The 13,140-nt window shown below is 38.3% G+C and carries 14 protein-coding genes and 4 tRNA genes; 15 read left to right on the top strand and 3 right to left on the bottom strand.

Translation table 11 applies throughout. From position 1 onward, the window contains the following. The first annotated feature begins 130 nt into the window (after nucleotides 1–130). From rpe to F985_RS19070, 15 genes are all read left to right on the top strand, one after another. Nucleotides 131–817 carry a ribulose-phosphate 3-epimerase gene (rpe, locus tag F985_RS19140; RefSeq protein ID WP_004703772.1) on the top strand — a complete coding sequence of 229 codons (687 nt, stop codon included), beginning with the start codon at nucleotides 131–133 and terminating at the stop codon, nucleotides 815–817. Nucleotides 818–1,173: 356 nt separating this feature from the next. Beyond that, a complete protein-coding gene (locus tag F985_RS19135) occupies nucleotides 1,174–1,995 on the top strand; it encodes a Cof-type HAD-IIB family hydrolase (RefSeq protein WP_004703770.1) in 822 nt (273 codons plus the stop codon). 101 nt (nucleotides 1,996–2,096) lie between these two features. Next, nucleotides 2,097–2,492: a hypothetical protein gene (locus F985_RS19130; RefSeq protein ID WP_025469204.1), complete on the top strand. Its 396-nt coding sequence runs from the start codon at nucleotides 2,097–2,099 to the stop codon at nucleotides 2,490–2,492. A 39-nt stretch (nucleotides 2,493–2,531) separates the two neighbouring features. Beyond that, the gene (locus tag F985_RS19125; protein ID WP_004703765.1) at nucleotides 2,532–4,604 is read left to right on the top strand and encodes a multicopper oxidase domain-containing protein; all 2,073 of its coding nucleotides are present in this window, start codon (nucleotides 2,532–2,534) and stop codon (nucleotides 4,602–4,604) included. Then, entirely contained in the window at nucleotides 4,591–5,346 is a 756-nt protein-coding gene (locus F985_RS19120) for a copper resistance protein B (RefSeq protein WP_004703764.1), read from the top strand. The genes F985_RS19125 and F985_RS19120 overlap by 14 nt, the downstream gene beginning before the upstream one ends. Before the next feature lie 83 nt (nucleotides 5,347–5,429). After that, nucleotides 5,430–6,362 (top strand): cation efflux transmembrane domain-containing protein, encoded by a 933-nt coding sequence (locus tag F985_RS19115; protein WP_031944549.1) that lies wholly within the window; start codon nucleotides 5,430–5,432, stop codon nucleotides 6,360–6,362. A gap of 149 nt (nucleotides 6,363–6,511) precedes the next feature. Continuing rightward, nucleotides 6,512–6,832 (top strand): DMT family transporter, encoded by a 321-nt coding sequence (locus F985_RS19110; protein ID WP_004703760.1) that lies wholly within the window; start codon nucleotides 6,512–6,514, stop codon nucleotides 6,830–6,832. An 11-nt stretch (nucleotides 6,833–6,843) separates the two neighbouring features. Next, on the top strand, nucleotides 6,844–7,323 hold the full coding sequence (locus tag F985_RS19105; protein WP_004703757.1) for a methylated-DNA--[protein]-cysteine S-methyltransferase: 480 nt from the start codon (nucleotides 6,844–6,846) through the stop codon (nucleotides 7,321–7,323). Nucleotides 7,324–7,459: 136 nt separating this feature from the next. Continuing rightward, nucleotides 7,460–8,680 (top strand): bifunctional glutamate N-acetyltransferase/amino-acid acetyltransferase ArgJ, encoded by a 1,221-nt coding sequence (gene argJ / locus F985_RS19100; protein WP_004703756.1) that lies wholly within the window; start codon nucleotides 7,460–7,462, stop codon nucleotides 8,678–8,680. A 146-nt stretch (nucleotides 8,681–8,826) separates the two neighbouring features. Next, nucleotides 8,827–9,891 carry a quinolinate synthase NadA gene (gene nadA, locus F985_RS19095; RefSeq protein ID WP_004703754.1) on the top strand — a complete coding sequence of 355 codons (1,065 nt, stop codon included), beginning with the start codon at nucleotides 8,827–8,829 and terminating at the stop codon, nucleotides 9,889–9,891. A gap of 142 nt (nucleotides 9,892–10,033) precedes the next feature. Next, a tRNA-Pro gene (locus F985_RS19090) sits at nucleotides 10,034–10,110 on the top strand. A 56-nt stretch (nucleotides 10,111–10,166) separates the two neighbouring features. Next, nucleotides 10,167–10,243, top strand: a tRNA-Arg gene (locus F985_RS19085). Between the two features lie 33 nt (nucleotides 10,244–10,276). Beyond that, a tRNA-His gene (locus F985_RS19080) sits at nucleotides 10,277–10,352 on the top strand. A 4-nt stretch (nucleotides 10,353–10,356) separates the two neighbouring features. Continuing rightward, nucleotides 10,357–10,433 (top strand) — tRNA-Pro (locus tag F985_RS19075). A 637-nt stretch (nucleotides 10,434–11,070) separates the two neighbouring features. Beyond that, entirely contained in the window at nucleotides 11,071–11,874 is an 804-nt protein-coding gene (locus F985_RS19070; protein ID WP_004703751.1) for an SH3 domain-containing protein, read from the top strand. Nucleotides 11,875–12,142: 268 nt separating this feature from the next. On the opposite strand, the gene F985_RS19065 is transcribed toward F985_RS19070, so the two are convergent. The 3 genes from F985_RS19065 to F985_RS19055 all read right to left on the bottom strand — a co-directional run bounded on the left by F985_RS19065 (nucleotide 12,143) and on the right by F985_RS19055 (nucleotide 13,139). Next, complete coding sequence (locus F985_RS19065; RefSeq protein ID WP_004703748.1) at nucleotides 12,143–12,556, bottom strand: type II toxin-antitoxin system HicB family antitoxin; 414 nt, start codon at nucleotides 12,554–12,556, stop codon at nucleotides 12,143–12,145. Nucleotides 12,557–12,636: 80 nt separating this feature from the next. Beyond that, on the bottom strand, nucleotides 12,637–12,816 hold the full coding sequence (locus tag F985_RS19060) for a type II toxin-antitoxin system HicA family toxin (protein ID WP_004703746.1): 180 nt from the start codon (nucleotides 12,814–12,816) through the stop codon (nucleotides 12,637–12,639). A gap of 107 nt (nucleotides 12,817–12,923) precedes the next feature. Beyond that, entirely contained in the window at nucleotides 12,924–13,139 is a 216-nt protein-coding gene (locus F985_RS19055) for a hypothetical protein (protein WP_004703744.1), read from the bottom strand. Between the last annotated feature and the right edge of the window lies 1 nt (nucleotide 13,140).

Raw genomic sequence — 13,140 nt, 5'->3', positions numbered from 1 at the left:
ATTCTATAATAGCAACGTTACGTTGCATGCTTGAAATGTTGTGATTTAGGCAAGGAAGAGCGGGTCAAGGAGGTTCTTTTTTGTTATAATTTTCAGCCTCTCCTTAAATTTCTAGCCAGGTCATCCACCTATGTCCAAGCCTTATTTGATTGCTCCTTCTATTTTATCTGCCGATTTTGCTCGTTTAGGCGAAGATGTAGACAAAGTGTTAGCTGCAGGTGCAGATGTAGTGCATTTTGACGTGATGGATAATCACTACGTTCCAAACTTAACTTTTGGTGCTGGTGTATGTAAGGCTCTAAAAAACTATGGTGTTAAAGCTCCAATTGATGTGCATTTAATGGTGTCTCCAGTTGACCGTATTATTGGTGATTTCCTAGAAGCTGGTGCAGATATCATTACGTTTCATCCAGAAGCATCTGACCATATTGATCGTTCATTACAACTGATTAAGTCTGGTGGTGCTAAAGCAGGTTTAGTCTTTAACCCAGCAACGTCGTTACACCATTTAGATTATGTGCTTGATAAAGTAGATCAAATTTTAATAATGAGTGTAAACCCTGGCTTTGGCGGACAAAAGTTCATTCCAATGACTTTAGAAAAATTACGTGCAGCGCGCAAAATTATCGATGCAAGTGGCCGTGATATCCGTTTAGAAGTAGATGGTGGTGTGGGCCCAGCAAATATTCGTGAAATTGCAGAAGCGGGTGCAGATATGTTTGTTGCTGGTTCAGCAATTTTTGGTCAACCAGATTATAAAGTCGTGATTGATCAAATGCGTGCAGAGCTTGCTAAAGTAGGTAGTGTAGACGCTTAAAGACAAGTGTTAGCTTATAGAGTTGGCTTGTGGATAACTTTGTTTATAACTGTATGGATAACTGTGTTGATAACCGTATGGATAAGATGTTGGTAAAATAAACAAAATTAGATCAACCGTTTATTCTCTAGACAAAAGCTATGAAAAAAGAACGTTTTGGCGTTCTTTTTTTACGCATATTGAATATTTTATTACCTGATTTTTTATTGAGCTTTACTAAAAAATAATCTGTGCAAAAAACGAGATAGAGCTGTGTAAAGCTTTTAAAACATAATAGATAGAAAACTGTAAAAGTGTCATGAAAAGTAAAGCTAAATTTGCTTTAATAAGTTTTTAGTAAGAGATCTTGATAATTAATGTCGGTAAAAATTTTAGCGGTAGATATGGATGGGACTTTTCTTAATTCTAAGAAGCAGTACAACAAAGCACGTTTTTTAAAACAGTATGAACAACTAAAACAAAATAATATTCATTTTGTGGTGGCCAGCGGTAACCAACTTGCAAAGCTTGTGACCTATTTTCCAGAAATTAATCATGAAATTGCTTTCATTGCAGAAAATGGGGCACATGTTGTCGATGCAGGGCAAGAAATTGCTTTTGCCCATTTAAGTAAAGAACAGTTTGGTAAGATTCTAAAAGCGATTGACTCTGTGTATACCTCGACTATGGTGATCTGTGGAAAACAGAGCGCTTATGTGCATAGCAGCATGAATGCAGAGGACTACGCTAAAGTCGCTCGATATTTTGAGAAGCTGACAGTTATCGATGACTTTTATACGTTAGATGATCTGGTGTGTAAAATTACTTTTACTGCTCAGGAAAACGAAAGTTTTGCAATTTTTGAACATTTTCAGAAGCAAAGTTTTGTGGCAGATAAAATATTGGTTCCTGTTTCAAGTGGTTTTGGTTTTATCGATTTGATACTTCCGGACCAACATAAAGCACATGGTTTGAAGCTATTATTGCAAAAATGGCAGATTGAAGCTAATCAAGTGGTTGCGATTGGCGATAACAATAATGATATTCAGATGATTAAAGCAGTTGGTTATGGGTTTGCGGTTGAAAATGCTATTGAAGCTTTAAAAGCAGTAGCACCTTATACAACGGTAAGTAATGAACGAGAAGGTGTATTAGAAGTGATTGATTTAATTCTTCAGCATCAAGCTCCGTTTGCTTAATGACCATAAAAACAATCAATTAAGATGTAAAATTGTATCTGTTTTAAAACTTGGTTATGCTTATATCCCATAGGTAAATGGATTGCTCAAGGCAATAAATGATGACGCTGCAACACTTACGCAAGTATGCTTGGTTTGTGTTCCTAATGACTTTGGTCATTGGGTGGAGTGGCGTGTCTGTTGCTCAGATGCCTATGCAGCATGATCTTCATACAATGCCATGCCATAGTCAACAAATGACACATCACACGATGCATGTTCAAGCTGATGATCAGGCGATATGTCATCAATCTATGGTTAAAGTTTCTCATCAACATGGTGAACACTGCCAAGACTGTAACCCAGTCCATTGCCAAATGGTGAATCTGGCTTTACAGCAAGCTGTACCAGATATTGAAACATCATTTATTCCTATTTCATCTCAATTTAGTAGTATTTATCAGGCTCAACATTTAGCCGGATACTGGCAAGAAATCTTACGTCCTCCAAAAGCTTAATCCTTTCTTACTTATTTTTTAGTTCAAAGGATTACAGCAATGTCTCATAAAACAATTAGCAGCCTCGTCGCTGTATTTGGTCTATTGGTTTCACCATGGACTCTCGCGGCAATTAAGGAATATCACCTTAATATTAATGAACAACAGGTCAATGTTACCGGTCAGCCGCTTAAACGAATTACCGTAAATGGCAAGTTTACAGCACCACTCCTTGAGTTTGAGGAAGGAGATGAGGCTGTTATTCATGTTCATAACCAATTAAAGAATCAAGATACGTCTTTGCATTGGCATGGGTTGTTACTACCAGGGTTAATGGATGGCGTACCGGGTTTCAATGGTTTTAAAGGAATCGCGCCAAACGGAGATTTTATTTACCGCTTTAAGGTGAAACAAAACGGCACTTATTGGTATCACGCCCATAGTAAAGGCCAAGAGCAGGATGGTTTATATGGCCCGCTCGTGATTTATCCAAAAGGGAAAATACCCGTAGCTGCACATGAAAAAACTGATCGTGATTATGTGGTGATGCTTTCAGATTTTCATAATTCTTCTAGCGATAGCATTATGAAGAATTTGAAGAAATCTGCTGAGTATTATCAAAATCGCCGTGAAACCGTATCTGATGTTTTGAAGCAAGTCAAAACACAAGGTTTAAAAGCAACTTGGCAAGATCGTTCGATGTGGAATCAGATGCGGATGTTAAAAACCGATATGTCTGATGTGACGGGTTATACGTTCTTAGTTAATGGCAAGACACCTCAGCAAAACTGGATAGGTAATTTTAAAGCTGGCGATAAGGTTCGATTACGATTTATTAACGCATCGGCAATGTCATTTTTTGATGTCAGAATTCCAAATTTGAAAATGACTGTTGTAAGTGCAGACGGGCAGCCAGTTAAGCCTGTAGCAATTGACGAGTTTCGTATTGGTACAGCTGAAACCTACGATGTCATTGTAGAGCCTAAACAGCCAAATTATCAGATTGAAGCAGAGTCTATTGACCGCAGTGGTTTTGCCATTGGGACTTTGCACAATGAAAATACGCAGGCTGTAGAGTCAATTCAAATGCCGCAGCCACGTCCACGTTCTTTGCTAACCATGGATGATATGGGCATGAGTCATGGCAATAGGGCAAGTGATGAACATGCTGGCCATCAAATGAACATGCAACACGATATGTCGGCTATGCCTGAAATGAAAAAAGAAGAGAGCCAGACTAATCATGATCATGCAATGATGAATATGAGCCATGGCATGAAAAATATGTCATCTGGCCAACATGATCATTCTATGATGCAAATGAAGCATGACATGTCGGCCATGCCTGAAATGAAAAAAGAAGAGGGGCAGACTAATCATGATCACACAATAATGAACATGAGCCATGACATGAAAAATATGTCATCTGACGAACATGATCACTCTATGATGCACATGAAGCACGATATGTCGGCCATGCCTGAAATGAAACATGATATGCAGGCAATTTCGTCTAGTGAACATGATCACGCCATGATGAATATGAAGCATGAGATGCCTGAGCAATCTGAGAATAATACTCAAAAGGATGAGCCCGTTTATGGCTGGGCAAATGCTTCGACACCAGAGGGTATGAAAGCGCTGCAATATAGTGATTTGCAATCTTTAACATCTCAGCCAGACACACGTGCGCCAGAACGAGAGCTTGTTATTCGTTTAGGCGGCAACATGGAGCGTTATATCTGGACCATTAATGGCAAGAAATTTAACGAAGCTGCGCCATTACAAGTTAAGTATGGCGAACGTATTCGCTTGAAGTTCGTGAATGACAGCATGATGGCCCATCCAATGCATTTACATGGCATGTTTATGCAATTAGAAAATGGTCAACAAGCTGAAAACTTACCAAATAAACATACCGTTATTGTTCCACCAGGAAAGACAGTTACTGCGTTATTGACAGCCGATGCTTTAGGAGAATGGGCGATTCATTGCCATCTGCTTTATCACATGAGTGCTGGAATGATGAATAAGTTGATTGTGGCTCAAGTAAATGACAGCCAACAACCAGTTCAATCACAGTCAATCGTTCAATCTGAAAATGAGAAAGGAGCTAGTCATGCGCATCACTAAGTTATTTTCTCAAATGATATGTTGCGGTGCTTTCTCGGGTATATCTATATTTGCTTTTGCTCAAGAACCTTTAACTCATGATCATTTACGTGAACATGGTGGACAGGTTTATCAAGCAACAAAAATTGATTCTGGTTGGACTCAAAATGAAGAAGGAGAAGGACGTTTTTCTTCTGAATTAGAAAGTTGGGTGGGAACTGATGAAAATAAACTGTTCATTAAAGCCCATGTTGAAAAAGCTGAGTCGGAAGATGCTAATTATGGTGGTTCAGTACTTTATAGCCGCAATGTTGCCGACTATTGGGATGTACAGGCTGGGGTAAACTACGAACGTTTACAGCGGGAAGATGAAAAGCAAGATCGCTGGGCTGGTGTAGTGGGCTTACACGGCATGGCACCTTACTTTTTTGAAACTGATACCTATCTTTATGCAGGTGAAGATCAGTTATGGAAGTTAAGTTTAGAAACGGAAAGAGACTTACTCTTTACCCAAAAGTTGATTGGTAAGCCCTATTTAAAAGCAAATGTTGTTTTGCAAGATGAATCTCGCTATGCCAGTAAAACGGGATTATCGAGTTTGCAGGCAGGTTTTCAAACCCGTTATGAAATCAATAAAAAGGTCATGCCATTTGTTGATGTCGGTTATGGTTATGAAAAAGGTCTAAAACAAACTGCTTGGCAAACTGGAACAGACTCTGAACATGGTTGGTATTATGGTGCAGGGTTAACACTTAAGTTTTAATTGCCGAACAAAAATTAAGCTTAATGACATGCCATTGGTTTATACTGATGGCATTGTTTTTTTGTGTCAGTTATGGTGCAAAGATGGCTTTAGAAAAACAAGAGAATCAAATAAATGTAAATAAAAGCTGTGGGTGCTCAAGCGTAGCAACTCAGGACTATTCTATGCCGAGTGAACCTATGGCGAATAAAATCCAATGGGTGAGTTATTACCATATTCCTCACATGGATTGCGCAGCAGAAGAGCAAATGGTGCGAATGGCTTTAGCACCTTATGCTGAACATATTCAAGAACTTGAATTTGATTTACCTACTCGTCATTTAGCGGTATATCACAGTACAGCAGCTGAAAAAATTACCCAAAGCCTGCAACGCCTAGGTTTAGGGGCTGAGTTACAGCAAACGCAGCCACACTATGAACCCGTTGAAAAGCCTAAAAAAGTGCGTACTACTTCTTCAAACCATGCAGCACAAAAACAGGTTTTACAATGGTTGTTACTCATTAATGCTGTGATGTTTTTCATCGAATTTATGGCGGGCATTATTGCGTCATCAACAGGGTTAATTGCTGACTCACTCGATATGTTTGCAGATGCGGCAATTTATGGAATTGCTTTATTTGTGGTAAGTAAAAACCTCAATGCTCAGTTAAAGGCTGCACATATTTCCGGATGGTTTCAGTTTGGCTTAGCCATGATTGTGTTAGTTGATGTACTACGTCGTTTTATATACGGCAGTGAACCTGTTTCAATTCTCATGATTTTAATTGGCGGATTAGCTCTTGCAGCCAATATTAGTTGCCTTTATTTAATGAGAGACCATAAGGAGAGTGGGGCACATATGAAGGCGAGTTATATATTTTCTGCAAATGATGTCATCGTAAACTTAGGTGTCATTATTGCGGGAATATTGGTTGCAATTACTGGCTCTCGTTATCCTGATCTCATAATTGGGTTAATTATTGTTTTGTTTGTTTTAAATGGTGCTCGGAAAATCTTACAACTCAAAAATGAATAAGATTTATAGATTAAAGGTGAACTTGAGTTCGGGTTTGCCTAGATTTTTTATTTTAAAGTAAACTGAGTCTTCACATAAGGAGGAACGACCTCCCCCATAATGGGTAATCATGTCAGGACGACCTGACACTATAAAAATTAGTGAATGTTATGGCTTGGGCTATTTTAATTTTAGCAGGTGTATTTGAAATCATTTGGGCATATTCTATGAAAATGTCTGAAGGTTTTACACGTTTAACCCCTAGTATTATTACCGTAGTTTTTATGATTTTGAGTGTAGTTCTGCTTTCAATATCAATGAAAACTCTACCCCTTGGTACTGCTTATACGGTTTGGACAGGCATAGGTGCAATTGGATCATTTTTAGTGGGTATATTTTTTCTTCATGAACCTATTGGTGCGATGAGAATGATTGCCGCTGTACTGATTGTATCGGGACTGGTTCTAATGAAAATTTCGTCTCCATCTTAAAAGGATAAAGTATGTTGCTGTCTTATAAGTATATCAATTCGCCTGTTGGGCAATTAAAGCTAGTTGCGAATGAAAATGCTTTGGTGGCAGTACTTTGGGACAATGAAAATCCAAAACGTGTTCGACTAGCAGAGCTGGTCGAACAAACTGAGCATCCAGTTTTATTAAAAACTGAGCAACAGTTAAAAGAATACTTTGACGGTACACGCCGCGAGTTTAGCTTGCCATTAGATTTTGAAGGTACAGCATTTCAAAAGCAGGTGTGGGCGACATTACTCAGTATTCCCTATGGTGAAACAAGAAGTTATAAAGAGATTGCTGTTCAAATTGGCAATGAAAAAGCCGTGCGTGCAGTAGGTGCTGCCAACGGTAAAAACCCGATTTCAATTATTGCACCTTGTCACCGAGTCATTGGGGCAGGCGGCGCCTTGGTCGGTTTTGCGGGTGGTCTTGATAAGAAAGATATTTTATTAAAATTAGAGCAACAATAAGCTATTTTTAGCGCTCGATTTTTTCAGGCTTTTCTAATAAGCTGTCAACACTGATATTTCATGTAAAGCATGTTTTGTTACATCGCTATTTTCTGAAATATTAATCTTTTCATAACAAACTCTGGATGTTCTAAAAATGGCTGTCGGCGACGTAACAATGCCACAAATGCATGTGGTAAAAGGTGTAAAAATTGGCTCAACTGAAGCATATGTACGTTACCAGAACCGACGAGATTTAGTCATTTTTGAGTTTGCAGAAGGTTCAAACGTTGCTGGGGTATTTACCCAAAATGCATTCTGTGCAGCACCTGTTCATGTATCGAAAGCTCATCTTGCACAAGGCAACCCTCGTTATTTAGTAATTAATACAGGTAATGCCAATGCGGGTACTGGACCTACAGGCTTAAAAAATGCCCAAGACACTTGCGCGAAGTTAGCTGAGCTTGCTGGTGTGAACAGTTTTGAAGTACTTCCGTTTTCTACAGGTGTGATTGGTGAGCAGCTTCCAATGGAGCGTTTACTTGCTGGTCTTCAGCCTGCATTAAATAGCGTACAAGAGGCTGCTTGGAATGATGCTGCAACTGGCATTATGACGACAGACACTGTGCCTAAAGGTGCATCTGAACAATTTGAACTTGATGGCATTACTTATACCATGACAGGTATTAGTAAAGGCGCAGGTATGATCCGTCCAAACATGGCAACCATGCTGAGCTTTGTTGCTACAGATGCGCCTATTAGCCGCGATTTAGTGCAAAAACTATTAAAGACCACAGTTGAGCATTCATTTAACCGTATTACTATTGATGGTGATACTTCAACAAATGACTCTTGTATTTTTGTGGCGACTGGTCAGGCAGGTGGTGCTGAAATTACATCAGACAGCGATGCACGCTACGCGAAAGTATTAGAAGTACTTGCTCGTGTTATGAACCGTTTAGCGCAGTTAATTATTCGTGATGGCGAAGGTGCAACTAAGTTTATTACTGTTGCGGTAGAGGGCGGTGGTAACATTCAGGAATGTTGTGACATTGCGTATAGCATTGCGCATTCTCCACTCGTTAAAACTGCACTTTTTGCATCTGACCCGAACTGGGGACGTATTTTAGCGGCAATTGGTTATGCTGGAGTGAAAGACTTAGACGTGTCTAAAATTCAGGTATGGCTAGACGACGTACAAATCTGTAAAGATGGTGGTGCAGCAGAGGACTATACCGAAGAAGCTGGTGCGCGCGTTATGGCACAAACCGAAATTACCATTCGTGTTGACTTAGGTCGCGGACAAGCCAAAGACACGGTCTACACATGCGACTTATCTTACGACTATGTCAAGATTAATGCAGATTACCGTTCGTAAATATTCAGTTATAATCAAGCCTCGACAAAGAGGCTTTTTTATTAGCCCCAACTTTTGATATTAAATGATTCAATCTATTAAATCATTTAAGCAGTAACGTTATATGCGAGCAGGTATGCCAGCATAAAGGATAGAGAAGACGTTTTATGAGTGATGCGACTTTAATTGCCAACGATGCAAAAAACATTGTACAAGCGCATTTAGACCGTTTAGGTGAGCCAAAAGACAATCGCTTAAGTGAAGAAGCAAAACAACAAAAGTTTGCACAGATCGAAGCAGAGCTCAAAAAACGTGATGCTGTCCTTGTTGCTCATTACTATTGCGACCCTGAAGTACAAGAGCTTGCTGAAAAAACAGGTGGATGTGTTTCTGATTCTTTAGAAATGGCCCGTTTTGGACGCGATCATGCTGCCTCAACATTAGTCGTTGCTGGGGTTAAATTTATGGGGGAGACAGCTAAAATTCTGTCTCCTGAAAAAACAATTTTAATGCCGACACTTGAAGCAACTTGTTCACTCGACTTGGGCTGTCCAGTTGATGAGTTCACAGCATTTTGTGATCAACATCCTGACCATACTGTAGTTGTTTATGCAAACACATCGGCTGCTGTTAAAGCACGTGCAGATTGGGTCGTAACTTCAAGCTGTGCTGTCGAAATTGTTGAGCATCTAGACAGCTTAGGTGAAAAAATTATTTGGGCACCAGATCAGCATTTAGGTCGCTATATCCAAAAGAAAACCGGTGCAGATATGTTGCTTTGGGATGGTGCATGTATTGTGCATGAAGAATTCCGTGCACGTGGTATTGCCAGCATGAAAGCACTGTATCCAGACGCTGCTGTATTGGTACATCCAGAGTCGCCAGAATCAGTTGTAGAAATTGCAGATGCGGTAGGTAGTACGTCTCAACTCATTAAAGCTGCGCAGACTTTGCCAAATGAAAGACTCATTGTGGCAACAGACCGCGGTATTTTCTATAAAATGCAGCAAGCGGTACCCAATAAGATTTTAGTTGAAGCACCAACAGCGGGTGAGGGGGCAACTTGTCGTTCATGTGCTCACTGTCCGTGGATGGCAATGAATGAACTTGACGGAATTTTAGAAGTTTTACAAAAAGGTGATCAGGAAATACACGTTGATCCAGCGCTGGCTGAACGTGCCAAAATGCCTTTAGATCGAATGTTAGCCTTTAGTGCATCTTTAAAACGTTAAAAAACCTCAAAATGCTTGTTAAATATACATTTGATAAGGATTTTTAACTTTTTTTTAGAATAGGTGTTGACGTCTGAGGGCGTCGCGCCTAGAATGCACACCGTACCGCACGATGTGCGATACAGCAAAAGCTGAGATAGATCGGAGCATAGCACAGCCTGGTAGTGCACCTGGTTTGGGACCAGGGGGTCGTAGGTTCGAATCCTACTGCTCCGACCACTTAAAATAATATTTTAAGATCGGCGAAGTATCGCATGATAAGCATCATCGGTTAAGCGCCTGTAGCTCAGTTGGATAGAGCATCCGCCTTCTAAGCGGATGGTCACAGGTTCGAATCCTGTCAGGCGCGCCATTTGGTAGCTTGGTACATAGAACTTATTTGATGGTGGATGTAGCTCAGTTGGTAGAGCCCTGGATTGTGATTCCAGTTGTCGCGGGTTCGAATCCCGTCATTCACCCCAATTTCGGAGCATAGCACAGCCTGGTAGTGCACCTGGTTTGGGACCAGGGGGTCGTAGGTTCGAATCCTACTGCTCCGACCATATTCTTGATTTTTAAAAGAAAATCATCCCTCTAGTTTCTCTAAAATTACTTACCAACGTAATATTACTCGCGCAATGCAATGTAATAGATATTGAGTAAATAAGAGGATCTCATTCCCATTTCATTCCCATCAAATTTTCTTGATAAGAATGAAAAATCATCAAAAATCCTAGTTTTGATATATTTAAAAAAATATCAGGGGTATCTAAATTTTGAAGTAATAAAGTAATATTTTACAAATACTCTATTATTTTCAATATCTTATATAGTTTTTAAAATGTAATATTTAAGTAATATGCTAGTAATAACTTACTGTATAAAAAAGTATTTTTTTAAAGATATTCAACTCAATTAAATCAATCACTTAAATTTTATTACTTCAAAAATTACAAAAAATTACTTAATTAAGTAATGAATTATATAATTATTTATCAATAACTTATACCTATATATTACTTTATTACTTCAAATTGATTAGCTGTTATAGAAAGAGACATATTTATGCCTTTTTTATTCAAAGTAGGTATAAATCATGTGCTATTAAAAATAAAAAAATTGATGCACTATTAAGTATATTAAGAAGTATTTATGATTGTTCTTATACTTCCAAATTAGGAATTGATTGAGGGATTCAAATTGTCATCTATACCGCTAAGTGAAATAGCTAAATTTACAAGTAATCCTGAACTTCAAAAGAATATTCAGCTAGCCAATCAGATATTGATAAAGGTCCAGCAAAATTTTGGTAATTTTTTAAGAAGCCCCGAAGTACAAAGTAATTTAATGGCAATTCAACAAGCCGCTCAAAAGTTACAGAAATACTTAAATGATCCTATCGTTAAAAAAAATATAGAAAATTATTTAAATACTATTGTAGAAATATCTAATAATGATGACTTTAGAAACGAGTATATACAAAGAAGAGAAGGGACACATTCTGTAGAGGAAGATACTGCTATCTTCAAAAGTATGATTGAAGAAAGGATTGAAACACCTCAGGTAGTTTTAGAAAATCCTATTCTAAATCAAAATTTTGATAGTAAAGCAACAAGCTATAAGTGGGTCTTTATCTGGCTTACATTGTTTTTTAATCATTATATTGGCCACTTAGATTCTTACAAAGATTTGAATGAAGCTTATGAGTATGCGATAAATAATGTGCAAGCAGAAGGTGTGACCAAATCTCGAATTAACTTAAGAGAAGCTCCTAATTTTGAAAGTGAGAAATTACTTGTACTACAAAGAGAAACTGTGCTGAAGATTTATAAAGATTCACATAATGGTTGGGTTAAAGTTTCTGTAATTAAAGATGGCATGGAAGTTGAGGGATTCGTAAACGAAGCTTATATCAAGAAACTGAAAAATAAGTATAACTTTGATGATTTTTTTTCAACTGCTACTATTCAAACATTCATAGATTCAATAGAAGATACGAACTAGTTTTATAAAAAATTTTAAGAATAGGCTTGTAGTGAAATGCAGTATTCTTTTTTCTAGTATTTCCCTATAAACCCCGTGTAATGGCGTATCTTGCAGCCCATTTTTGGCCTTATGCCTTATGCAGTAAATCAGCCCTGCATAGAGACCGCAGGTGGGGCGGGCAACTGCGCGGCGGCCAGTAAAGGTAGGGTAGTGTTTAGGATTTACTGATAAAAATTACAGACAATAAAAAAGCCAGCAAATGCTGGCTTTTTTTTGATTAAATCGCTTATGCGATCACTATATCGAGATCCTTGCCTAATGCTTGGAAGGCACTTTCAATCGATTCAAGTTTTGTTGAGTGTTTTAATGAAAGCAAACGATCCGCTTGTTTTTGTAACCAGCCAAGACGACGAGCTAGTTCAGCTTTAGTAACGTCTTGAGAGATCATCTCATTATATAAACGTACTTTAGCTGCAACACGTACTGGAAGATGAACTTCATATTCACCTTTCTTACCCTTCGTTGGTAATGGTATAGCCTCGCGGTCATCCATATAAATTTCGAAAGCAGTTTCTATACCATCTAAAGCTTCAGATAATGCTTCATCTAATGAGTAACCAACACTATTTAAAAGCGGAACGTCTCGAGAGCTGACTATAAAAGCCTCTCCCTCCCGTTCTATATTTACATAATATTTCATTGTGCGCCCTTTGGTTGATGATGATTGTGAAAAAAACTTCACTTGATATATGGGGTAGCTGAGCTTTAAGGATTTGAGGCTTAAAGCCCCAAATCCTTTTTAATTTTTAAACGAGTGCCTTCAGGTATCTCTTTCTTACCGTGGTTAGGGAAAACACTTTTCTTACCGTTAAGTTCAATAATCATGTGTGATCCTTTACCCTTTCGCACAAAGATAACTCCCTGTGCTAAAAGCCATCGTTTAAACTCGTTGAAGCTCATAAGCTACTCCTTGTTTAAACATGGGTTTATTATAGGACAAAATTGTCTTATTATCAATAAATAAATGAGACAATTTTGTCTTATTTTTTGGCTGAAAAAAAAGCCCCTTATTTATGGGGCTTTCTTTTATAGGCAGAGCTTTCACGCCAGATATACTCTTTACCTTCAATTACTATTCGATCACTACCAATAATTTTAAAGAGTTTACCATCAGCACTTGAAAGGGTTTGAAAGTAACCCTCTTTATCTAAAGTAACTAAAGCCAAGACAGGTAAACTATCTTTCTTCTCGACTTGATATAAGTATGTGAATTCAACAGCCATA

Source organism: Acinetobacter seifertii (assembly GCF_000368065.1).
Classification (GTDB): Bacteria; Pseudomonadota; Gammaproteobacteria; order Pseudomonadales; family Moraxellaceae; genus Acinetobacter; species Acinetobacter seifertii.
The sequence above is the reverse complement of the archived record's forward strand: the minus strand, read 5'-3'. Positions and strand labels throughout refer to the sequence as shown.

What these genes read in the sequence shown, in the direction of transcription:
- rpe (WP_004703772.1), top strand. Translation starts at nt 131, where the DNA reads ATGTCCAAGCCTTATTTGATTGCTCCTTCTATTTTATCTGCCGATTTT.
- F985_RS19135 (WP_004703770.1), top strand. Translation starts at nt 1,174, where the DNA reads ATGTCGGTAAAAATTTTAGCGGTAGATATGGATGGGACTTTTCTTAAT.
- F985_RS19130 (WP_025469204.1), top strand. Translation starts at nt 2,097, where the DNA reads ATGACGCTGCAACACTTACGCAAGTATGCTTGGTTTGTGTTCCTAATG.
- F985_RS19125 (WP_004703765.1), top strand. Translation starts at nt 2,532, where the DNA reads ATGTCTCATAAAACAATTAGCAGCCTCGTCGCTGTATTTGGTCTATTG.
- F985_RS19120 (WP_004703764.1), top strand. Translation starts at nt 4,591, where the DNA reads ATGCGCATCACTAAGTTATTTTCTCAAATGATATGTTGCGGTGCTTTC.
- F985_RS19115 (WP_031944549.1), top strand. Translation starts at nt 5,430, where the DNA reads ATGGCTTTAGAAAAACAAGAGAATCAAATAAATGTAAATAAAAGCTGT.
- F985_RS19110 (WP_004703760.1), top strand. Translation starts at nt 6,512, where the DNA reads ATGGCTTGGGCTATTTTAATTTTAGCAGGTGTATTTGAAATCATTTGG.
- F985_RS19105 (WP_004703757.1), top strand. Translation starts at nt 6,844, where the DNA reads ATGTTGCTGTCTTATAAGTATATCAATTCGCCTGTTGGGCAATTAAAG.
- argJ (WP_004703756.1), top strand. Translation starts at nt 7,460, where the DNA reads ATGGCTGTCGGCGACGTAACAATGCCACAAATGCATGTGGTAAAAGGT.
- nadA (WP_004703754.1), top strand. Translation starts at nt 8,827, where the DNA reads ATGAGTGATGCGACTTTAATTGCCAACGATGCAAAAAACATTGTACAA.
- F985_RS19065 (WP_004703748.1), bottom strand. Translation starts at nt 12,556, where the DNA reads ATGAAATATTATGTAAATATAGAACGGGAGGGAGAGGCTTTTATAGTC.
- F985_RS19060 (WP_004703746.1), bottom strand. Translation starts at nt 12,816, where the DNA reads ATGAGCTTCAACGAGTTTAAACGATGGCTTTTAGCACAGGGAGTTATC.
- F985_RS19055 (WP_004703744.1), bottom strand. Translation starts at nt 13,139, where the DNA reads ATGGCTGTTGAATTCACATACTTATATCAAGTCGAGAAGAAAGATAGT.